The organism is Pararhizobium gei, assembly GCF_029223885.1.
Taxonomy (GTDB): Bacteria; Pseudomonadota; Alphaproteobacteria; order Rhizobiales; family Rhizobiaceae; genus Pararhizobium; species Pararhizobium gei.
This window is the reverse complement of record NZ_CP119410.1, coordinates 14,560-35,387: the sequence shown is the minus strand read 5'-3', so window position 1 is coordinate 35,387 and position 20,828 is coordinate 14,560. Positions and strand designations below refer to the sequence as shown.

The 20,828-nt window shown below is 58.2% G+C and carries 18 protein-coding genes and 2 pseudogenes; 6 read left to right on the top strand and 14 right to left on the bottom strand.

Features of this window, described 5'->3' with window-relative positions:
- Positions 1 to 102 precede the first annotated feature (102 nt).
- Entirely contained in the window at positions 103 to 1,002 is a 900-nt protein-coding gene (locus PY308_RS21180; RefSeq protein WP_275791399.1) for a LysR family transcriptional regulator, read from the top strand.
- A gap of 250 nt (positions 1,003 to 1,252) precedes the next feature.
- Here the strand turns inward: PY308_RS21180 and PY308_RS21175 are convergent, their stop codons facing one another.
- Complete coding sequence (locus PY308_RS21175; protein WP_112852975.1) at positions 1,253 to 2,212, bottom strand: MBL fold metallo-hydrolase; 960 nt, start codon at positions 2,210 to 2,212, stop codon at positions 1,253 to 1,255.
- Between the two features lie 93 nt (positions 2,213 to 2,305).
- On the opposite strand from PY308_RS21175, the gene PY308_RS21170 reads away from it, so the two are divergent.
- Positions 2,306 to 3,298: a LysR family transcriptional regulator gene (locus PY308_RS21170; RefSeq protein ID WP_275791398.1), complete on the top strand. Its 993-nt coding sequence runs from the start codon at positions 2,306 to 2,308 to the stop codon at positions 3,296 to 3,298.
- Between the two features lie 237 nt (positions 3,299 to 3,535).
- On the opposite strand, the gene PY308_RS21165 is transcribed toward PY308_RS21170, so the two are convergent.
- Positions 3,536 to 5,044, bottom strand: coding sequence for an anti-phage dCTP deaminase (locus PY308_RS21165; RefSeq protein ID WP_275791397.1), 1,509 nt, complete (start codon positions 5,042 to 5,044; stop codon positions 3,536 to 3,538).
- 55 nt (positions 5,045 to 5,099) lie between these two features.
- Here PY308_RS21165 and PY308_RS21160 point away from each other — a divergent pair, with 55 nt between their 5' ends.
- A complete protein-coding gene (locus tag PY308_RS21160) occupies positions 5,100 to 5,291 on the top strand; it encodes a hypothetical protein (protein ID WP_275791396.1) in 192 nt (63 codons plus the stop codon).
- A gap of 168 nt (positions 5,292 to 5,459) precedes the next feature.
- Here PY308_RS21160 and PY308_RS21155 read toward each other — a convergent pair whose 3' ends face one another.
- The 6 genes and pseudogenes from PY308_RS21155 to PY308_RS21130 form a co-directional block, all read right to left on the bottom strand.
- Positions 5,460 to 6,053, bottom strand: a complete 594-nt coding sequence (locus PY308_RS21155) for an ATP-binding domain-containing protein (RefSeq protein ID WP_275791395.1) — start codon at positions 6,051 to 6,053, stop codon at positions 5,460 to 5,462.
- Positions 6,014 to 6,976: a UvrD-helicase domain-containing protein gene (locus tag PY308_RS21150; RefSeq protein WP_275791394.1), complete on the bottom strand. Its 963-nt coding sequence runs from the start codon at positions 6,974 to 6,976 to the stop codon at positions 6,014 to 6,016. Before PY308_RS21150 ends, PY308_RS21155 begins: the two co-directional genes overlap by 40 nt.
- Positions 6,973 to 8,652 carry an ATP-dependent nuclease gene (locus PY308_RS21145; RefSeq protein WP_275791393.1) on the bottom strand — a complete coding sequence of 560 codons (1,680 nt, stop codon included), beginning with the start codon at positions 8,650 to 8,652 and terminating at the stop codon, positions 6,973 to 6,975. Before PY308_RS21145 ends, PY308_RS21150 begins: the two co-directional genes overlap by 4 nt.
- A gap of 129 nt (positions 8,653 to 8,781) precedes the next feature.
- Positions 8,782 to 9,789: a nucleotidyl transferase AbiEii/AbiGii toxin family protein gene (locus PY308_RS21140; RefSeq protein WP_275791392.1), complete on the bottom strand. Its 1,008-nt coding sequence runs from the start codon at positions 9,787 to 9,789 to the stop codon at positions 8,782 to 8,784.
- Entirely contained in the window at positions 9,782 to 10,375 is a 594-nt protein-coding gene (locus PY308_RS21135; protein ID WP_275791391.1) for a DUF6088 family protein, read from the bottom strand. Before PY308_RS21135 ends, PY308_RS21140 begins: the two co-directional genes overlap by 8 nt.
- 73 nt (positions 10,376 to 10,448) lie before the next feature.
- Positions 10,449 to 10,850 (bottom strand): annotated as a pseudogene (locus PY308_RS21130) (DUF1403 family protein).
- 124 nt (positions 10,851 to 10,974) lie between these two features.
- Here PY308_RS21130 and PY308_RS21125 point away from each other — a divergent pair.
- Both PY308_RS21125 and PY308_RS21120 read left to right on the top strand, forming a co-directional pair.
- Positions 10,975 to 12,114, top strand: a pseudogene (locus tag PY308_RS21125) (site-specific integrase).
- Between the two features lie 161 nt (positions 12,115 to 12,275).
- Entirely contained in the window at positions 12,276 to 13,133 is an 858-nt protein-coding gene (locus PY308_RS21120; RefSeq protein ID WP_434064278.1) for a LysR substrate-binding domain-containing protein, read from the top strand.
- A 5-nt stretch (positions 13,134 to 13,138) separates the two neighbouring features.
- Here PY308_RS21120 and aroQ read toward each other — a convergent pair whose 3' ends face one another.
- From aroQ to PY308_RS21095, 5 genes are all read right to left on the bottom strand, one after another.
- Positions 13,139 to 13,582, bottom strand: a complete 444-nt coding sequence (aroQ, locus tag PY308_RS21115) for a type II 3-dehydroquinate dehydratase (RefSeq protein WP_275791389.1) — start codon at positions 13,580 to 13,582, stop codon at positions 13,139 to 13,141.
- Positions 13,583 to 13,639: 57 nt separating this feature from the next.
- Positions 13,640 to 14,938 (bottom strand): aspartate aminotransferase family protein, encoded by a 1,299-nt coding sequence (locus tag PY308_RS21110; RefSeq protein WP_434064274.1) that lies wholly within the window; start codon positions 14,936 to 14,938, stop codon positions 13,640 to 13,642.
- Positions 14,911 to 16,197: a TRAP transporter large permease gene (locus tag PY308_RS21105; protein WP_275791387.1), complete on the bottom strand. Its 1,287-nt coding sequence runs from the start codon at positions 16,195 to 16,197 to the stop codon at positions 14,911 to 14,913. Before PY308_RS21105 ends, PY308_RS21110 begins: the two co-directional genes overlap by 28 nt.
- Positions 16,194 to 16,658: a TRAP transporter small permease gene (locus PY308_RS21100; RefSeq protein ID WP_275791386.1), complete on the bottom strand. Its 465-nt coding sequence runs from the start codon at positions 16,656 to 16,658 to the stop codon at positions 16,194 to 16,196. Before PY308_RS21100 ends, PY308_RS21105 begins: the two co-directional genes overlap by 4 nt.
- Before the next feature lie 94 nt (positions 16,659 to 16,752).
- Positions 16,753 to 17,751 carry a TRAP transporter substrate-binding protein gene (locus PY308_RS21095; protein ID WP_275791385.1) on the bottom strand — a complete coding sequence of 333 codons (999 nt, stop codon included), beginning with the start codon at positions 17,749 to 17,751 and terminating at the stop codon, positions 16,753 to 16,755.
- Positions 17,752 to 17,976: 225 nt separating this feature from the next.
- On the opposite strand from PY308_RS21095, the gene PY308_RS21090 reads away from it, so the two are divergent.
- A complete protein-coding gene (locus tag PY308_RS21090; protein WP_275791384.1) occupies positions 17,977 to 19,881 on the top strand; it encodes a bifunctional sugar phosphate isomerase/epimerase/4-hydroxyphenylpyruvate dioxygenase family protein in 1,905 nt (634 codons plus the stop codon).
- Positions 19,882 to 19,924: 43 nt separating this feature from the next.
- Here PY308_RS21090 and PY308_RS21085 read toward each other — a convergent pair whose 3' ends face one another.
- Complete coding sequence (locus PY308_RS21085; protein WP_275791383.1) at positions 19,925 to 20,815, bottom strand: carbohydrate ABC transporter permease; 891 nt, start codon at positions 20,813 to 20,815, stop codon at positions 19,925 to 19,927.
- Positions 20,816 to 20,828 lie beyond the last annotated feature (13 nt).

The following is a 20,828-nucleotide window of genomic DNA, read 5'->3' as shown; positions in this document are numbered from 1 at the left end:
CCAGCCGCCAAAGTTCCGGTCGGCTATGAGCAATAGATAGACAAGTTCGATTGTCGCTTGTATTCCCTTTCCGCTAACGAAATTGGTTAGCGACATACGACAATGACAATCGATTTAAACCTGCTGCCGGTGTTTCTGGCAGTCGCCGAAGAGGGAAATTTCAGGGCGGCCGCTGATCGCCTCGGTGTTACTCGCTCGGCTGTAAGCCAAGGAATAAGACGGCTTGAGGATATCTGTGGCATCGCGCTCGTCAGCCGCACGACGCGCAGCGTGCGGCTGACCGAGGCGGGCGACCGCTTCCGTGAAGCCTTGTCTCAGCCGATGGCCGAGGTGAGATCCGCTTTCGAGAACGTGGCAGGTGACGCCAGACCCAGCGGCCTGCTGCGGATCGCGGTCACATCGATTGCGGAACGGTTTCTATCCGGCTCGCTAATCGCGTCCTTCGCCGAAGCCCATCCCACCATCACCATCGACGTCACGGTGACCGACGACGTCTTCGACATCGTTGCCGCCGGCTTCGATGCAGGGGTCCGGCTGGGTGACGTGATCGAGCAGGATATGGTCGCGGTTCCACTGACCAAAGAAGAGAGAGAAGTGGTGGTCGCGACGCCGGGATATTTTCAGATCCACGGAACGCCCCGCCATCCTCGGGAACTGGCCAATCATCGCTGTATCGGCTGGCGTCCGTCTCCAAGTGCTGCGCCATACCGATGGGAGTTTGAGGAGGATGGCATACCTTTCGACGTTGCCGTCGAGCCGCAAATTACCACCAACGATCTGCATCTGATGATCCGGACCGCGCTCGCTGGCGGGGGTATCACATTCGCACTGGAAGAGACGTTTCGTTCATTTATCGAGCGCGGCGAGTTGATCACGGCGTTGGACGACTATCTGCCGCCATTTCCAGGGTTCTTCCTTTACTTCCCCAACCGCCGGAATATGGCGCCCAAGCTGCGCGCACTCATTGACCACGTTCGTGCGTACAAACTGACGTCGTCCTAGCCCTCTGTAGCCAGAACTCATCGGATTTGTTCGTCGGTTTGAACACCTGCAACGGGCTGCAATTCCCTGGTTCAGCGGGGCCCAACCGCGCCCTGGTGGCGCAGATTGGTGAGAATGGGCACGTGGCTCCAGAAGGTCAGAGTGGCAAGACCCACGGCGAAATCGACGTTCGTCACTATGGAAGAAGAGGCTGGCGTGAGCCTCTTCCCGGATCCGCCTGTTTCGCCCTATTACAGGCGGCTGTCAGATCTTAAGCGTAGTTGATGGGCAGCCAGTCGTAATTCGTGCTGTCTTTGCGCACATGGCCTATGCCCGGAAAGGCGACATGCGCGCCTGCTACCAGATATTTACCGTCCACCGCCTGTTTGAATGCAAGGTCGCGTGCAGCCACAGCGCCTTTCTGGTCGATGTCGAATTCGATCGCGACGCCAGGTTCATCGAATTGCAGGATATCGCCATGTGTGATGTCGCCCCAGAATACGATCTTCTGGCCTTCGCTTTCCAGCGTGATGGCGCTGTGACCCGGTGTGTGTCCTGCGTAAAGAATCGACCCAAGCCCGGGGACGGGCGCTGCATTATCCGCGAAGGTTTCGAATTTCCCGGCCTTCACATAAGGCGTCACGCACTGGTACGCCTCGGCAAAATGCTGCTTGACGACGCCGGTTGCCGCCTTGGCGTTGTCCGCGCTCAGCCAGAATTTCGCCTCGCGTTCATTGACCCGCAATGTGGCGTTCGAGAAGGTACGCTTGCCATTGCTCACCAATCCGCCGGAATGATCGGTGTGGATATGGGTGAGGACCACATCATCGATGTCATGCGTCTTGTAACCTGATGCCTCGATATTGGCGACGAGCTTGCCGAGCGAGGCCCCGAGATATGCACCGGTGCCTGCGTCGATCAGCACCAGTCTTTCGCCGGTGTTGACAAGGAAAGCATTGACGGAGGTTGGGATGATGTCCGGCAGAAAGGCATCATTCAACGCGCTCTGCGCATGTTGCTCGGTGGTGTTTGTGTAAAGCTTTGCCAGCGGCAGCGCGACGGTGCCGTCCGACAGGGCGGTGACCTCCACGGAGCCGATTTTCAGCCGGTAGAAACCGGGTGCCTGAACAACGGCATAGGGTGCCTTGGCGAAGGCGATCGACGGTGTGACGAAGGGTGCGGCAATGAGGCCGGAAAGAGCGCCTTTGAGAATTGAACGACGAGATGGCATGGGTTTGCTCCTTGGCTGAGTGTGCGGAACGGCTTGCAAGTTCCTGCCCATCAGCTAATGATGTCTCGGTCAGCAATCAAATCGATACCGTTCATGCAAGTCATCGATCATTTCAATCTTCGTTCCTTCGACCTCAATCTTCTCGTGGCCTTCGACGCGATGATGGAAGAGATGAGCGTCACCCGTGCAGCGCAGCGGCTGAAAATCCAGCAACCTGCCATGAGCCACAACATATCCACCCTACGCACGCTCTTTCAGGATGACTTGTTCATCCGCGTAGGACAGGTGATGAAGCCCACCGCACGCGCGCTGAATTTGTCCGGCCCGGTGCGGCAGGCACTGCGGCAGGCGCAGGCGGCCGTGTTGATGGCGGATGCATTCGATCCGGCCACCGAGCACCGCACATTCCGGCTGGGACTTTCCAGCGAGGTGGAACTGCTATTGCTGCCCGATCTGACGGCGCGGCTGCGGGAAATCGCGCCGGGCATCCGTATTCTGGCCCGTGGTGGTGATGCGGCAGAAGTCGATGCGATGCTGGATGCGGGCGTCATCGATCTTTCTGTGGGGTGCAGTTATCTGCCGGATTCACGGCACCATAGCGAATCGCTGTATCAGTCCAGCGTATTGTGCTGTTTCAATCCCCAATACCTGAAGCTCTCCAATCCGGTGGATCTTGATGCCTATATGGCCGCACAACATGCGGTGATCTCGCAGACGGACAGCCTGCATGGCTGCGTCAAGGATGCGCTGGAGCATGCAGGTGCAGAACTGGAAGTCGTGGCGGCAGCTCCCGATTTCATGTCGATATTGGCCACCGCGCGTTCATCTGCGGTGATTGCCACCGTATCTTCGCGCATTGCGCTTCGTTATGGCCCGCTGTTGGGGCTTCAGGTCAGCCCGGTGCCATTGGCGCTTTCTTTTCCACCCGTGGCAATGGTCTGGCCGCTGCAGATGGACAGCGATCTTGGCTGCGCATGGTTGCGGCAGCAAATCCGTGAGGCGATGCTGGGGACGAACGAGAGCAACATCACGGATATTGCAGCGCGATTCCATAAAGATCAGGGGTGTTTGATGGCCTCGTCTTGAACCAACTCGAACCGCTGACCCCGTTGAAACTTCTGCGGTTATGCAGCAATATCAGAACCTTAGTGCCTATCGCCCGGCAACGCTCTTGAACAGGGGAGCAGGCGAGCTCGAAGCGTTAATATAAACCTCCAACCGAGACGGTTTGAGGCGGGCCAACGCTGTACCCTGTCCCGTCATCGTCGAACGCACACGTATAAATGTCCCAGTTCGTTTGGGGGCTACCGCGTACAAGTGAGACTATGGTGATAATATCTCGCTCAGGGCCCGCGTTCCGCTCTTAATGACCAACAACTCCAGGTCGGCGTAAAAGGGTGCTTTGAAATTAACATTAGGACGCGCGTTCCCGTTTATGAATTCCACGAAAACTCCATCCCTCTTTCGAGAAGAGCGCTCAAACAGTTCGCGGTATCTCCTTGGAGTAACGCCGTGAAAGTGCTTAAAGCGCACCGCATCGTATTCATCGAAGATTCCTCTGTTGGCGCCTTCAATCTGAATAGAATCCGAATGCAGGTCAAAAGCCAAACTCTTGGGATAGGGCTCAAGAAAAATCACTTCCGAGATCCCAGTCGCGACGATGTGCTTAGCGCACATATGGCACGGAAACGTCGTGCAATATAGTATTGCGCCTTTCAATGGGATCCCAAGTCGCGCCGCATCGGTAATAGCTGACATTTCTGCGTGAACGATCCGGCCATATTCCAGTGCATCCATAAACTGACTGTCTCTGATCGGCTTGGAATCGAAATAGGCCTCGAAATCATCTTCAGGGTTGCTAATCTCGAAGAGTTCTCGGAGCAGCTCCTTTTTCCGTCGATCATTGGAATCTTCCCCATAAGTAAATTCTCGAGCGTCGAAGGGCGGCTCATCGCACCAATATGTTCCACCTGTCGCTTTGGGAACTTCATTCGAACCCATGCTCAATATTTCTCCTGTAGGTCGAAATACGGCGGCCCCAACTTGCCTTGACAAGTCCAAGGTACGAAGGGCGGCTGCTTTCGCAGCAAACATCGAGTATTCCATTTTGGAAGGTGAAATATAATTTGCCGAAAACAGAAGAAAACAAAACCTCTCTATTTGCTTCTTGACCGACTCTTTCCCCAATTCATCCTGATTTACTATGAAGTCAGCGTCATGGAATATTTTTGCAACGCGTTGCCCGTGCGAATTACTTATCTCATTTTGATCTCTTACTACCAAATTGTTAGCTGCAGACCTGAACGAATCTACGTCCGCGCTGTTTTGCTCGTGCGCAAGTTTTCGAGAGAGATACTCAATTCGAGAAAGCTTTTTTGAGTAAACTGAAATCTGAAAAAAACCGCGTCCATAAACCGACCTCATCAAGTCGACTTCTTCTTTGCGCTTGAATTGATGAATTATAAAAACTCGCCGCGAATAACTGATTTTATCTTCGCGCTTGAATGCCTTTTGCCTTAATCGTGTTACCCGAAATATTGTATATGCGGCAAGAATTGCATCATCATTAAATATTGATCGTACGTGGTTTCCAAAATTTATATAATCATCAATCCTCGTGTCTGTGGGGGCGCCTGATAGAGGCAAATCTATATTTAGAGATCTTTTTATATTTGAAAAATAGTCAGTGACCTTCACCGGTATAACTTGATAATTCTGCGCTACAAAAAAATCTGATAGTGATCGAATTGTGGAAGAGATATCGACGCCCACTGGAGCAACGATTCCGATAAACAATTCAGGGAACTCAATGCTGGACAGCGGGTTTTCCAAGTTAACTCAACCTTAAAATTTTGATAGCATGATCAAGTCAACGGGAGAACAAACCATGCACACGCCACGTTCATCTGATATTAAAGCGGGTAAGCTCGGGCACTATGTCGATGATTTGGTTTCCGAAAACAGCTCGTATTACCAGCGATGGTTGATCGCTGAAGGCGATGTTTCTAACGCTAATCTGATTCGCAGCAAAGATACCGATGCACAGATTTCAGCCAGGAAGGCCGAAACTGCTGCATAAAATAATCTGTTCCGGCGGCTGCAACGCCGCCGTCACACCTTAAGGCGAACCAACTCTGCCAGGTGCCTTATCGAAGAGCAGCGAGACGAACGCGCACTCGTCCCAACCGATTGGCTTAGCGGTGACTCTGATCAAACTGATATCACCCTGTGTGAGCGGGCCTCTCCATTAGGTCAACAGGAGTGGACTCGGTGTTCCAGCAGAGACTACGAGCAACAGCCGTTTCTTTGCACGGCTTAGGGCTACGTACAGCAGGCAGCGCGCCTCGGCTGTGTCCGGAAAAGTCTTAGCGTCGCAAGGCATCACGATGACGCCGTCGCATTCAAGTCCCTTTGCTTTGTGAATCGTGCTTATCGCCTTGGCGGGCGGCGTCGGTCGCGAATGCGTCCGCTGATGTGTGATCTGAGCGAACCCTTCTTCCGCGTCCGCGTGCCCGCCCAATCTGATAGCTTCCCAAAACTCTGACGGACAATCCAGTTCGATGCCGGTGAAGTCGGCATGGCTGCGGCGCAAGTCAGCTAAGTTGCGCAAGGCGCCGGCGACACCCCGATGATCAGGTGTCTCGACGATATGGCGGGCAATTCCCTGGATGGCGGCGGGCTTTCCGCTTGTCGATCTTGTGCAGCGCTCCATTGCCTCACGAACCAGCCGGTCGCCAAAAGCAGAGGGGCTGAATCCTTTACCGACCTCACCCATGAAACCCACTAGGGCCTGAGCCAATTCTATCGGCTTGCCCTGATGCGCAATCGTCGCTTCGACCAAGCCTTCAATCCTGGGCGGGTGTGGCCTTCCCAAAGAGGAAGGCGCCTGCCAAAAAAGGCGCGGAGGTTCTGTGCTGTATCGGAAAAGTGCGACACGATCAGAAGTGAGCTATTCGCCCGCTCGAACGCGTCGATCCTTCTGCGATCTGCCGTAGCCAGTTGATAGTCGCCATAGCGACGCGCCTGATTTTCAGCAAACACGACCTCGACACTGCGGGGCAGCTTGGCTCTGAGATCAAGTTTACCGCCCGCTTTCAAAACGCGGCGCGCCTCGAGCGTCCAGGAGCCGAGATCCGGACAGCCATCGCGCCAACGATGGGGGGTGTCCAATTCCTCATACGCGTCAGCGCCGCTTGCAAGACTTTGCCAGTCTGCCGGGGGCCGGCCGCCAGGCAACACCTTGTCCTTGTAAATATGCTGCATCGGATCGGCGAATAACCGCAACCGCGCGCCTTCCCGGTGCAGCGCCATGCCTATCGCGTGCTGATCGCCGCTGCAGTCCTGATGTTCGTCGCAAACCACAAATGGGTAGCGCCGGGCCAAAGCTGCGGCGACCATGGCATGTCGATCGAGGAACGACGCCACCCTCATTGCGAGTTGCGAATAGCCATCCTTGATTCGACGGGCCCATGCCGCCGGATCCGCCGGAAGATCGAGGCCGGCGTGATAAGCGCCCGCGATTTGGCTAATCAGGCCGTCAATCGTTCTGATTTCAACTCGCGCGCCTACGCCGCGGGTGCGCTCGGCAAAAACCGAGCAAGCGGCGTGCGTATGCGTCAGGATCAGCAAGCGCCCATCAACGGCGCGGGCAATCTCGCTTGCGTAGTCGGCGCCCTGATGTGTCTTGCCGCAGCCCGCAGGGGCCTCAATCACGACAAGCCTTTCGTCGGATCGTAGCGCCGCCCGGACCGAGGCATCGCTCATTGCGGCAAGTCCTCGATGCTGGGCAGACCCACGGCACTGCGGACGCTGTTGCAGAAGGGAAGCAACTGAGGTTTCAGCGAAGGCCAGAGACCGAGTGTGAAAACTTTCCCCGCAAGTTCACGGCCGCCGCCCAGCGACTTGAACCAGGTCCCACCATGGGATTTGTACGTTCCCTTGTCTTCGTCCCGCCCAGCGGGAACGGTTCCCAACGCCGCTTCGAGCATGGTCGGCCTCAGCTGATCGCCCGCCGCGGTCGCGAGCTCGGCAAAGGTTTTAGCCTCAAGGCCGAGCCGCAGCGCAAGCGTCTGGCGCCGCATTCCTGTGCGGTCGCCAAGAGTGTCAGCCATCAGCGCTTCGAGCTTGCCTTCCGGCGTCACCCCGAACACATTTTCTTCGAGGCAGCCTTTTGGCCACCGAAACAGCAGGGCCCCAAGCACTTCTTCGAGCGCTTTCCAGCGTGTGGGATGCTTGCCATTTTCATCATCGGCGAAGCCGCCAAAGCTCAGCCCGCCCGAGTTCAACGCTTCTAACAGCTCCAGAGTGTATTCATGCCCGCCGCCATTGCTGATGTGCACGCCGAATTGGGACAACGGCGCGCCGAGTGCGCGTCTGAGCAGAATGCTGGCAAATCCGACCTCGGTCAGGCCCTCCGCCACGATCGTGACGCGGGCCAGAAAGGCGTTCGGATCATTCGCCCGATGACGGGCGACCTTGTTGGTATCCAGCGGACCAATCTGGCCAGTATGGTCGACATACCAAAGGCTCGCTTTGGAAGCTGCAGCGATCGCATCCGGGCTGTGGGTTGTGACGAAGACCTGAGCGCCGCTATCCTGGAGCTTCTCGACGAGCGCATGCTGTCGGTATGGCTCAAGTCCCCGCTCCACTTCGTCGACAATCGTAACAGGGCGGTCGCCTTGCCGTTGCTCAGCGATGGCAAGCGCGGCGAGGCGGCGCGTTCCGGCGCCCCAGCTTGCCAGCGGCAATGGAATGCCGTTGCGGTCTGCCGTCAGACCGACGAGTGAGGCAATCGACGCGCCCTGCCCCCCTGTGATCGAAAGGTCCAATCCCACGGGTAGACTGCGTTCGCTGAAGGTCTTGTCCAGATCGGCGAGCGCCTTTTTCGCCGCATCGCCAAGCGCGTCCTTCACTTCTGCTTCAGCCAGCTCGCTGGCGAGACGTGAGCGCAGGCCCTTGTCCGATAGCAGCCGATCAAGCGCAGAGCCTTGGACGAGGCGCAGGTCTCGGTCGTTACGATCATCGCCGCTCAGACGCACAAGCCCGATCGAACGCCTGAGCATCACAGGCAAAGTGTCGGTGGACCCATCTGGTTGCAGCACCTCGTAGATGAGTTCCAGGTCTTCGGTGCCCTTGACCATGAGGCGATAGACAGGCTCCGCTGAATCGCCATCAAGGGCCGGCACGACAGGATCCTTACCATCCCAAGCCCAGGGCCAAGCCGGACGCGCTTGAGTGGAGATAGCACTGTCAACGGGCAACGCGATGACGGCCTCGATCTCAAATCCACTTTCGATATCGCGACCGAAATAGTCGGTGTCGGACAACGTTAAAGGATTCACGGGACTGAGGACGAGGCCAATGGCGTCAAGAACGGTGGTCTTCCCGACATCGCCACCGCCCAGTACCAAATTGACCCCAGGACCGGGACGCCAGACCAAATTGCCAATGCCCCGGAAACGGGTGATCGAAAGACGGCGGATTATCGCCGCAGGTGGAGCGACTTGGCCGTTCATGTCTGTGCCCCTGTATTCAACATCCCCTCCCAGCCCCTTTTTTCTTATTCGGCCCTAAGCGTTCGCTCTCGCCGAGATGTCAGCGCAGTGTTCCATCAGCGCCGGGAAAGGCTCTGCGTCCTCCTGAAAAAGGCCGTCCTCGACCATTCGGGCATAATCTTCCTCTAGTGCCTTTGCACTGTCACCAGCCGGGACCAGCTGCAGACCGCCGTTGACCGCGGCTACGTAATCGATCGGCGTGCGGTCGGCCGCTTTTTCCGAGAAGAACATCGTCTTGTGTCGAGCGACGGCGTTCGCCAAATCGCCATCCGCAATGGCTGAGGCCGCGAAGCCGGCTTCATCGAGGCGCGCAACGTCATGCCAATGCCGCGCGAAGCGATCGCCCCGCAGCCGTTCTTGAAGACAAAAGACGTGGATCGCCGTCGCCTTCTCCCAGAAGGTCCGCTCCGCATGCATCACCCTCGGCCGAGCACTCGGGAAGTCCACCGCGTCGACCAGGCCGGCAGCATCGCAGACGACGTCGCGAAAGCTGGCCGGCTCGCCCGTCGATCGCGCCCCGAATTCGAGCATTACAATGGGCGCAACATAACCCGAGCCAGCCGTCGTCGCCTCATAGTCGATGAACAGCTTGTCGTTTTCGACGCGGATCGCGGCGGCGAGCGATCCGCTGACAAGAGCTTCGGCGACAACCGGCTGCACCGTGCTCGCCACCCATTCGGGCAGTCGCTTTCGGACCTCGCTCGACCAGCGCTTCTCCTCGCTGCGGGTTTTCGGCAGGGCCTCGCCGTTGTCGCCCACCAGGTCGGGGGCAAGCGCGCGGATGTCATAGGTGAGGTCGACGTCCTCGGAAAATCGACGGATGACACCATAGGCTTTCGATAGCGACGTGCCGCCCTTGAAGACCAGATGCTTGCTCAGGGGCGAGCCATAGAGAACGGCAAGCGCCCAGACCACCCAGGCATCTTTTTCGAGGAGGTGCGCCGGGCGACCGGATCGGTCCGCCGCGACGCCCAAGACTTCGCGGCGATCTGCGGCCGAAAGGCTGAGGAACGCGTCAGCCATGCGCCGCCTTTCCCACGCTGCGCGCGAGCCAGGTCGGAAGCTGCGGCGCCGCGGCCACCAGCTCGTTGAAGGTGGTCTGCGGAAGTTTGCGCTTCAAAGCCAAAAGCGCCGCCTCAGCCTTTTCGGGACCAAGCCAGGCCAGCGCCCGGACTGCCTCACCGGCCGGGCGATTGGCCAATGCGAGCTGCCAGCGCGGTGCGTGCCGCAGTTCGACCACCTGCTTGCCGAGGTTCATTTTCCGGGTGCGGCCCGAGGTCAAATAGACCGAGCGGACCGGAACCTGTGTCGTGAGGCCAAGAGTGTTGGCGGCCGCGGCACCACTGGACACGATGACTTCACCGCGCTGGCTGGCGACCGCCTCGACCGCCTGTTCCACCGAAGGCGACCGCGTGCCGAATCGGCTTGTCACGGGACGCAGATAGACGCCGCGGCCAGCGCGAATCAACTGCCCGCGCTCCGCCAGGCGCGACAGCGCCTGGTCCACCGCAGCCCGATTGCCGAGGTGCAGCAAGCTCTTCGCGGACACGGGAGTACCCTCGGGCAAACCGCCCGCATGTGCCAAAATCTGTTCGCTCAACCGTTGCATATCAATCTCCCGTCAGAAATATACGCAGTTTTCTGACAGTTTGCAATCGGCCGCTTGCTGTCGTCTGGCTAGATCAGCGGAGCCCCGCATCGAGCAAGCCATCCAAAAGTCCTCGCGCGACCGAACTGGCCCCGCCCGTGTTGCCAAGCTCAACGTGTTCGGCGACGGCGGCCCACAGCGCGGCAAGCTCCTGAACGAAGGGTGTGGTGATTGTCCCGGATCGGCGGGTCAACATTCGTGTGGCCAAAAACAGCTTTCCGGCCGGTCCAGGATCGTCACCGGCGGCAGTGAGCAAAAGCGCATTACGCAAAGCGTGTTCGTCCTAGTTGCGACCGACCTTTTTTACGGCAACGGCGGCCGATTTCAGCGCCAGGCGATCGCGCCAGCAGCCAAGCCATGGCGGATCGGCAAGAGTCAGATCATCCAGCGATTTCGGGGCGATACCAGCGGCGAAGGCGGGCGAGAGCGAATCCATGAGCGGGATTGTAAATCTGATGCGCGGTTTAAGCCAGTAATATCGCCTTAAACCGCACCACACGTCAACGCAATAAAACGACCGATAATCTTGCATTATCGGACGTTATGCTCCTTGTATAGAAATGGCCCAAATCATCGAGCAAAACACGGATGTTCCCGTCGAGGAGACCTCAGCGCCGTCTCCCAGCACGGCTTCTGGGGGTGATGTTTCCACACCGGAGGTGTCGGGCGACAGCCCCCTCCCCTCACCCGTTGGCGACTATCAGACGCCAGCTCATCTTGCCGATCGCGCCCGCGGCTATGTCGAAGCCGCCAGCTCCGTCAACACCCGAAAAGCCTACGCCGACTGGAAGCACTTTTTCGCGTGGTGCCGGCGGTTCAATCTGGCTCCCCTCCCCCGCATCCAAATACAGGCGAACTCTACATCGCGGCCTGCGCCTCCCGCACAGTAGACAGGGCCACAAAGGCCAACTCCGTCTCAACCATCGAACGGCGCCTCTCCTTACTATTCTGGAATTATGCTCAGCGCGGCCTCACCCTTGATCGCAAAGACAGGCACATTCCCACTGTGATGGCCGGCATCCGCAACAGCCATGCCAGGCAGCCCGTTCGAAGGAAGCGATCATGGCCGAGGATATCATCGCCATGATCGAGACGCTCGGACGCGGTTCACTGCGCGGCCTGTGTGACTGCGCATGCTCCACATGGGTTTTGCCGGTGGTCTTCTGCGCTCAGAAATCGTCGGTCTTGACCTCAAGGCCAACCAGACCGAGGACGGTCGCGGCTGGATTGAAATCCTCAACAAGGGCATGCTCGTCACCCTGCGTGGTAAAACCGGATGGCGTAAGGTCGAAGTCGTTCGCGGCTCGTCCGACGCCAACTGTCCGGTCGCTGCGGTCAAGATCTGAATCAAGTTCGACAAGCTGGCGCATGGTCCTCTTTTCTGACAGGTTACGAGGCAGGGCAAAGCTGCTGGGTCCGATCGACTAAACGACAAGGAGACAGCACGACTTATAAAACGGGCTGCGATGGCCGCCGGCGTATGTGGCGATCTCAGCGAGATCGAGTGCGCTTTCAAGTTCTCCGGTCATTCCATCCGCGCAAGCCTTGCCTCCTCTGCCGAAGTCGGCGAACGCTATATCAAGAAGCAGCTTAGCCATGCCTCCGCTGAAATGACGCGTCGATATCGGCGATTCAGGGATCGGTTTCACATTAATCTAACCAAGCCGAGCGGGCTGTATAAGCAGATAAACGAGAGGTAAGCGACGATCTCACCTACCAAATGACCGGCACTTTACTCCATTACAAAAACGGAGAATGGTAGCAGCAGTTGGCCACCTTTGCGGCGATGTTTATTTCGCCGCAAAGTCGGGGTGGTTCAAACCAGCAGAGCACCGTCAGCCCGCTAGCGAGATCCAGTATAATGCAACACTTTGACACTGATGCGCTCGCGACCTTCGTGGCAGTTGCCGACGCTGGCGGTTTCACGGCCGCTGGATTGCGAATCGGCAAGTCACAAGCGACCGTCAGCCTCCTTATCGCACGTTTTGAAGATCAGGTCGGGAGAAAGCTCTTCGACAGGACAAGGCGCGGCGTGCACCTGACTGAAACCGGCGAGATTCTGATCGGCTATGCGCGCCGCATGATTGCCATCGAGGACGAGGCATTGGCAGCGCTCGATCCAGGCGCCATGCGCGGCTATGTCCGTCTGGGAATGCCCGACGACTACATCGAACTTTTCGGTAAGCCACTGATCGAAGAATTTTCTCGCGACAACCCTCGCATTCAAGTCGAGATCCAGTGCGACTTTTCACGCTCGCTTGAAGCAATGGTGGAACACGGCACTATCAATCTCGCTATCATAACCCGTGCACCGGATTCGATTATCGGAGAATTGCTTCGTCGGGAACAACTGATCTGGTGCGGCCCTTCGGAAGGACACACGGAGCGCCAGCGGCCCCTTCCGCTTGCCTTGTTCCCGGAGAAGGATTGTCGCGCGCGACCGCATATCGTTCAAGCACTTACCCAGGCTGGAATTGGATGGCGTGCAGCGTGGACATCGTCACATTTGCCATCGATCCAGGCAGCGCTGGATGCAGGTGCTGCCGTTACCGCGTTGCCAGCCTCCGTTGTCGCGTCACGACACCGCCGTCTGACCGAGCAGGACGACGGTCTGCCGGCGTTGAAACCCCTTGAGATCGCCCTGCTCGTTCCACACGGCGCGCGCGCGGCCGTTCGAACGGTCGCCAGTTTCGTTCGGTCACACTTTCAGCAGCTTTGACATTATCAGCCGGATACCTTGATCAGGCTCGCAATTCGGCGCACAGCCAGTTGGTAGCCTTCGGTTCCGAGACCGGCGATGACGCCATCGGCGCGATGGGAAACGAAGGAATGGTGACGAAAGGCTTCTCGCTTGTGCACGTTCGAGATATGCACTTCGATGACCGGCGGTTCGAAAGCGTTCAAGGCATCGAGAATAGCGACCGACGTATGCGTGAATGCAGCGGGATTGATCACAATTCCAGCCCCGTCTTCGCGAGCCTCATGGACCCAGTCGATGATCTCATACTCGCGGTTGCTTTGATGGAATCTGATGTCGTGTCCCAACTCCACGGCAATACGGCGACAATCCGCCTCCACGTCGGCAAGCGTCTCATAACCGTAGATATGCGGCTGGCGTTTGCCGAGAAGATTGAGGTTGGGGCCGTTGAGGATGTAAATGAGGCTCATGTTCTTTGCTTTCAATTGCAAGGGGTCACGGCGGGTCGTGAATACTGACCAACGGCGCTACGCGGCCATATCTCTCGCAGCCTCTTCAAAAATACCAATCATAGCGTCGATAACGTCATCGGTATGGGCGTCCGAAAGATAAAGGCGACCGAATGCGAAGGGCATGATCAGCAGACCATGTCGACGAAGTGTTTCGTGAAGTTTGAGCGTCATGACTGCGTTTGCCAGCCCCAGCGTCTCCGCGTAGTTTGACGGTGGGCTGTCAGCAAACCAGATCGTGAACACGGAGCCCTCGCCCGAGGTCGTGACTGTCATACCATTCTTGGCGAACGCGGTCCGTATCCCATGTCTCAGGCGCTCGCCTCGTGCGAGAAGCGCCGGGTAGTTCAAATCCTTGAGAACCTGGAACGTGGAAATGACGGATGCGGTGGCAACGGGATTGCCGCTGTAAGTCCCGGCGCGGTTGACTGCGCCCTCTTCGGCAAGCGCCATGAGCTCGGGTCGACCGACGACTGCAGCGACAGCGATGCCGCTGCCGATGGCCTTGCCGACGGTGGCCAGATCAGCCTCCACGCCGATGCCATGTCCCGCAAGGCCGAGGCCCGTGCGAAATCCCATCAGCACTTCATCGAGAATGACGAGCGCGCCATGGCGCCGCGCCGTCGCTTCGACATGAGCGAGATATCCGGGTGCTGCCGGAACGCATCCCGCATTGGCCAGCATGGGCTCCAGGATAACGGCGGCAATATCGCCGTTTTCCGCAAACAGTTGATCGACATCTTCAAAATCGTTGAAACGCAATAGGGTGGTGCGGTCCCGAACAGGTCTCGCGATCGCGGACATTGCGGCATCGGCGGAGCCCGCCTGCCCGAGCGTAACGTCATCGTACCATCCGTCGTAACCGGCAGCCATTTTGGCGACGGTGGAGCGGCCAGTAGCAGCGCGCGCGATCCTGCAGGCAAGGTGAACCGCCTCGCTGCCGGTGTTCGTGAAAATCACCCGCGACAGATGGCGCGTCGCGGACGTCAGCATGCGCGCTGCCTCCTCTTCGCCGTCATGGGCAAAGGCAGGCATCGGGCCGTCGCGCAAGGCGGCCGCTACCGCCTCGACGACCAGTGGATGCGCATGACCGATCACGGTCGCTCCAAAACCGAGTGCCGTGTCGATGTATCGGCGTTGCGCATCGTCCCAGACATAGGCGCCATTGGACCGCCGGGTGATGAACGGTTTGCCGTCCAAGGGCGGCAGGGCTCGCCCGGCACTGGAGATCCCTCCGACCAGATGTGTCGTCATTGTCCTGTATCCATTTGTTGTAACCGCTGGCGGTCCTAGAAACCGAAGTAGCGCGGCAGCCATTCCGTCGTCTCGGGAATGAAGGCGACGAGCAGAAGGCAGATGTTGCTGGTGATGAAGAACGGGATGAGCCGTCGAGTGACCGCGTTTACCCCCACCTTTGCGACATTGCAGACGACAAAGATATTGGTGCCGACCGGTGGAGTGAACAACCCGATGCCAAGCGCCATCGTGAAGATCAGGCCGAGCTGGTACGGCTGGAGCCCGGCTTCGACGCCGATCGGATGAACGATCGGGGCAAGAATGATCAGTGAAGGCCCAAGATCCGCCCACGTGCCGACGAAAGTCAAAAGCGCCAGGATCAGCAGGATCGTAATCGTTGGGCCAGCACCCCAGGCGTGCAGCAGCCCGGCAGTCCACTGCGGAATCTGCTCGACCGTCAGGATCCAGGAGAACGGAACGGAGACGGCCATGATGATCATGATGGCGCCGGTCATCCGCACCGTTTCCACTCCGATCTTCCACAGGCCCGCCCAGGTGATTTCCCGGTAGAGAATGCCTCCAACCAAAAGAGCCCAGACGACAGCGACGAAAGCAGCTTCCGTCGTCGTTGCAAGCCCGCTCAACATGGAGCTGAGGACCGCGATGGGCATCATCAAAGCAGGGAGGGCGCGGAAGAGATGCCGGGTGAAACTCCGGACGGTCGGTCGTGTCTCCAACTTCGGAAAATTCTCCTTCACCCCGATCCACCAGGCCGTGAGCCCAAACGTGACGGCCAGCATAAGACCGGGAATGATGCCGGCTGCAAAGAGCCCGCCGATGGACGTATCCGTTATGACCCCGTACATGATCATGACGACGCTTGGCGGCAGAATAATGCCGAGCGTACCGGCGGCGGCGGTAACGGCTGCCGAGAAATCCCTGGGATAGCCGCGTTCGGCCATGGCCGGGATCATGATGGCGCCGACGGCACCGGTGTCAGCTGTGGCAGAGCCCGTTATGCCTCCATAGACCATGCAGGTTGCGACGTTGACGACGCCCAGTCCGCCTCTTACCCACCCGAACATGTCATTGGCAAGATCGATGATGCGGCGTGTCAGGCCACCCTCGTTCATGATGCCGCCTGCAACGAGAAACAACGGGATGGATGCCAGCGAAATGGAATCGGCACCCATATAGACCTGTTGTGCAAACCAGGACGGAGGCAGCGGAACCAACCCGGAGAAGATGACGACAAGCGTGGAAACAGCGATCGACCAGGCGACCGGCACGCCGGTGTAGAGGGTCACCGCGAAAACTCCGAAGAGAACCAGAAGTGTCATTGAGCGCGCTCCCGGAAAGCCGAAACGATGCGCGCAGTCGCGATTACGGCCAGCGTCGCCCCCATGAAGACGATGATGCTTTGAACCGCCCAGCTCGGCACCCGCATGACCGGCGTGGGAACGAAGCCAGTCCGTCCAAGCATGGCCGTGCCGCTCCACAGAAAGGCCGCCGCAACGCTCAATAGAATGAAGTTGTGATAAATACGAAACCACCGGCTACGTCCGCTTGTCGAGGTATTCCCGTCGATGGAGACATTCTCGCCGGCAACCTCGGAGAGAACGGCCCCGATGGCCGTCGTCCACAAAAAGAGAATACTGACCATTTCGAATGACCAGGTAATGCCCGAAAGGCCGAGATATCGGCCGACAGCGCCGAGACCGGTTGAAAAGACCAGAGCGACGACGACCAGGACGCCGACGATCGTCATCACCAGAACCGCTGAGGAACCGAGGTGTTTCATGGGAGCTTCCATCAAAGGAGGAACGAAACTTTGCAAACGGCGATGCGGCGACAACCCCTCGGACAACCGGTCGTGATGTCGCCGCAGGCTTCGGCTATTGACCAGCGGCTGCCGCGCGCACGGACGATACCAGTTCGTCGCCCCATTCAGCCCCGAATTTCACGTAAACAGGATCAACCATGGCACGGAACGGTGTGGTGTCTACCGTCGTTACCGTCACGCCCTTCGATTTGAGGTCTTCAATGACTTTGGCGTAAACCTCGTCAAGCTGGTTGCGATACCAGACTGTCGTCTCTTCCACCGCCTTTGTAACGGCAGCCTGATATTCCGGGCTGAGAGCGTCGAAGCGTTCCCTGTTCATGTACCAGTAGTTCGGCGTCCAGATATAGTTCGAGACGGACAGGAATTTCGCACTCTCGTACCATTTCTGATCCGCGAAATCGCGGATTTCCGGCTCCACGCCATCAACCACATGCGATTGCAGGGATGTATAGACCTCGCCGAAAGGCAGGGATTGCGGCAACGCGCCCAGTTGTTCGATGGTTGCGAGTATGACGGGGTTTGGCGGCGTCCGCAGTTTCAAACCCTTCATATCCTCCGGTGTGGCGATCGATTTGCTGACCGTTGCAAACTGCCGGAAGCCGGAATCGAGCGCGCCAAGCATCTTGAAGCCGTTGTCGCCGCCGGTGTCGAAGACCTTTTTGCCGACCGGGCCGTCAAGGAATGCGTGGGCTGCCTTCGCATCGGAAAACAGGAAGGGCAAAGTGACGACGTTTAGCTTCGGATCAATCGCATCGGCAACACCACCGAGCCCGATATCGATTGAACCAGACCCGACGCCATCGGCAATCGGGCCCTCGTCTCCCAACTGACCGTCCGGAAATATCTGAACCGTCAGGCCATCTTTGGTCCCCGCGGAAAGCTTGTCGGCGAACATGACGACAGCGTCCTGAATAAGGCTTTTCGAGCTTGACGCGTGGGCAAGCCGCAGCGTTTCGGCATTCGCCTGAACGGCACCGAGCAGGAGGATGCTCGCGATGGTGGACATGGAAAGGCGGCAGGTATGCGCCCGTATGATCTTGAATTTTAACATGTTACCCTCTTTGTCGTTGTTATGACCGAGAGTATGTGCGGCCTCGCTCGGGGGTTCAATCCGTAAAGCGATGGCGGCGATTACAAGGTGTTATGTTTGTATATCAGAACGTTATGATGCGCCGCTTGCCATTGCAGCCGCCCCACGTTTAGATCGGAAAATCCCTTCGAACCTACAGGCTCGTCGGGAACGGATGTCCGCGAATGGCGGACCTGGGGATTTTCCATGAAGACTTCAATAGCGACCGTATCGATCAGCGGCGAATTGCCGGAGAAGCTGGCGGCAATTGCCAAGGCGGGGTTCGACGGCGTCGAAATCGTCGAGAACGATTTCCTTGCCTTTGACGGCAGCCCTGCGGATGTGGGACGGATGGTGCGCGACCAAGGTCTGGAGATCACGCTGTTCCAGCCGTTTCGCGATTTCGAAGGCATGCCGGAACCGCATCGCACACGTGCCTTTGATCGAGCCGAGCGCAAGTTCGATATCATGCAGCAACTCGGCACCGATCTGTTGCTGGTTTGCTCGAATGTCTCGCCGGTTTCGCTCGGCGGTATCGACCGGACGGCGGCGGATTTTCATGAGCTTGGCGAACGGGCGGCAAAACGCAATCTCAGGGTCGGTTACGAGGCGCTTGCCTGGGGACGACACATCTTCGATCATCGTGATGCATGGGAGATCGTTCGGCGCGCGGATCATGCAAATATTGGTCTGATCCTCGACAGCTTCCATACCTTGTCGCGCAAGATCGATATCAACTCGATCCACTCGATCCCCAAGGAAAAGATCTTCATCGTCCAGTTGGCCGACGCGCCGCTGATCGACATGGACCTGCTTTACTGGAGCCGCCACTTCCGCAACATGCCCGGCGAAGGCGATCTGCCGGTGGCGGCTTTCACCACCGTCATCGCCGAAACCGATTATGACGGTTACTTCTCGCTGGAGATATTCAACGACCAGTTCCGCGGCGGCTCCGCCAAGGCGATCGCAGCCGACGGGCATCGATCGCTGGTTACGCTCGGCGACCGGGTCCGGCGCAATCCGAATGTGGGGCTTACGGTTGCCGCAATGCCGGATCGCACCCCGGTGAAAGGCGTCGGTTTCGTGGAGTTCTCCGTCGATGAAACGGATGTGGCCGAACTGGTTGCCCTCCTGTCCACTCTCGGATTTCGCAAGACAGCGCAGCACAGGACAAAGCAGGTCGGTGTCTACCGGCAGGGCGACATCCGGTTGCTGATCAACACTGAGCGCGCGGGTTTTGCCAATGCCTCCTATGCCGTGCATGGCCCATCCGCCTACGCCGTGGCTCTGGCGGTCGATGACGCGGCGGAGACCATGGCGCGGGCAACGGCGCTGGGCGCGGAACCGTTCAGCCAGCCGGTCGGGTCCGGCGAGGTCGACATTCCCGCCATTCGTGGCGTCGGTGGAGGGGTTATCTATCTGCTTGACGAGAAAGCTGATCTCGGTCGCATGTGGGACATCGATTTCATGTCCGTCGCCGATGAAGAAGAAAGCCGGCCGGCTCATCTGCGCACCATCGACCATATCGCCCAGACGGTCGCCTACGAGGAAATGCCGACCTGGCTGTTGTTCTATACGGCAATCTTCCGGACACAGAAGACACCGATGGTCGATATCATCGATCCGGCTGGTGTCGTGCGCAGCCAAGTGATTGAAAACGCCGCCGGGACCTTGCGCATTACGCTAAACGGAGCGGAAAACCGCCGCACGCTCGCCGGCCACTTCATCGCTGAAACCTTCGGTTCGAGCATCCAGCATCTGGCGTTCAGCACGGACGATATTTTCGCGACAGCCGCAGCCTTGAAACAGAACGGTTTCCGGCCGTTGCATATCTTGCCTAACTATTACGATGATGTCGAGGCGCGCTTCGGGCTTGATCCGGAGCTCAGCGAGCGGCTGAAGTCGGAAAATATCCTCTACGACCGCGACAAGTACGGCGAATTCTTCCAGCTCTACAGCGGCGTCTATGGCGAGGGCTTTTTCTTCGAGATCGTCGAACGGCGCGGCTATCGCGGCTACGGCGCTGCCAACACCATCTTCCGTATCGCCGCCCTCAAGAAACAGATCCGGCCCACGGGGATGCCACTCGTTCCGGATGTCGCTCGGTTATAGAGAGGAGTGTCCGCGGCATGTTCGCCCATGGTCGGGGCATTTTTCATCCTGTTGTTTTTGGCCGCATGTAGACAGCGTATACCCATGGAGCGACAGCCGCGACGACGGCGACCAGCATGACAGTCGCGCCTGCCGATGCCAGCCCGATATTGGATCGCAGGAAAAGGAAATCCATGATGAATTTGGCCGGGACGTCGGTTGCCGTTCCTGGTCCGCCATTGGTCAACGCCACGACCAGATCGTAGGATTTCACCACGGATATGCCAAGGAGGACGACCGACGTAACGATCATGGGGCTGAGGATCGGTATGATGATCGAGATGTAAGCACGCCATGTAGGAACACCATCAACGCGGATGGCCTTCCACAGGTCGGGATCGACACCACGCAGGCCGGCCAGCATCAGCGCCATGACAAGACCTGCCGACTGCCAGACGGCGGCGAGAACGACCGCGTAGATCGCCTTGTCGGGATCGACCACCCAGTCAAACTCGAACGAGGTCCAGCCGAGGTCGTTGACGGCCTTCTGAATGCCGAGCGCCGGGTTCATCATCCACTGCCAGATGACACCGGTGACAATGAAGGAAAGAGAATACGGGTAGAGATAGATGGTCCGGAACACGTTCTCCGCCCGGATCTTCTGATCGAGCGCCACCGCCATCAGGAAGCCGAGAACAAGACATATGAGAATGAACAAAATGCCGAAGACGAACATGTTGTCAATGGACTGAAGCCATCTCGGCGTTCCGAACAGACGTTTGTACTGGCTGAACCCGGCATAGTTTGCTACCGGGAGCAGCTTGGAATTCGTAAACGAGATGCCGACGGTCCAGACCATGGTGCCGATATAGGCAACGGCAACGATGATCCAGGACGGCCAGAGGGCAATGCCTGCCATGTTCAGACGTCTTGGCGGCTTGCGTGTGGAAGGCATTGTCGGCATCTCC

What these genes read in the sequence shown, in the direction of transcription:
- PY308_RS21180 (WP_275791399.1), top strand. Translation starts at nt 103, where the DNA reads ATGACAATCGATTTAAACCTGCTGCCGGTGTTTCTGGCAGTCGCCGAA.
- PY308_RS21175 (WP_112852975.1), bottom strand. Translation starts at nt 2,212, where the DNA reads ATGCCATCTCGTCGTTCAATTCTCAAAGGCGCTCTTTCCGGCCTCATT.
- PY308_RS21170 (WP_275791398.1), top strand. Translation starts at nt 2,306, where the DNA reads ATGCAAGTCATCGATCATTTCAATCTTCGTTCCTTCGACCTCAATCTT.
- PY308_RS21160 (WP_275791396.1), top strand. Translation starts at nt 5,100, where the DNA reads ATGCACACGCCACGTTCATCTGATATTAAAGCGGGTAAGCTCGGGCAC.
- PY308_RS21150 (WP_275791394.1), bottom strand. Translation starts at nt 6,976, where the DNA reads ATGAGCGATGCCTCGGTCCGGGCGGCGCTACGATCCGACGAAAGGCTT.
- PY308_RS21140 (WP_275791392.1), bottom strand. Translation starts at nt 9,789, where the DNA reads ATGGCTGACGCGTTCCTCAGCCTTTCGGCCGCAGATCGCCGCGAAGTC.
- PY308_RS21135 (WP_275791391.1), bottom strand. Translation starts at nt 10,375, where the DNA reads ATGCAACGGTTGAGCGAACAGATTTTGGCACATGCGGGCGGTTTGCCC.
- PY308_RS21120 (WP_434064278.1), top strand. Translation starts at nt 12,276, where the DNA reads ATGCAACACTTTGACACTGATGCGCTCGCGACCTTCGTGGCAGTTGCC.
- aroQ (WP_275791389.1), bottom strand. Translation starts at nt 13,582, where the DNA reads ATGAGCCTCATTTACATCCTCAACGGCCCCAACCTCAATCTTCTCGGC.
- PY308_RS21110 (WP_434064274.1), bottom strand. Translation starts at nt 14,938, where the DNA reads ATGGCTGCCGCGCTACTTCGGTTTCTAGGACCGCCAGCGGTTACAACA.
- PY308_RS21105 (WP_275791387.1), bottom strand. Translation starts at nt 16,197, where the DNA reads ATGACACTTCTGGTTCTCTTCGGAGTTTTCGCGGTGACCCTCTACACC.
- PY308_RS21100 (WP_275791386.1), bottom strand. Translation starts at nt 16,658, where the DNA reads ATGAAACACCTCGGTTCCTCAGCGGTTCTGGTGATGACGATCGTCGGC.
- PY308_RS21095 (WP_275791385.1), bottom strand. Translation starts at nt 17,751, where the DNA reads ATGTTAAAATTCAAGATCATACGGGCGCATACCTGCCGCCTTTCCATG.
- PY308_RS21090 (WP_275791384.1), top strand. Translation starts at nt 17,977, where the DNA reads ATGAAGACTTCAATAGCGACCGTATCGATCAGCGGCGAATTGCCGGAG.
- PY308_RS21085 (WP_275791383.1), bottom strand. Translation starts at nt 20,815, where the DNA reads ATGCCTTCCACACGCAAGCCGCCAAGACGTCTGAACATGGCAGGCATT.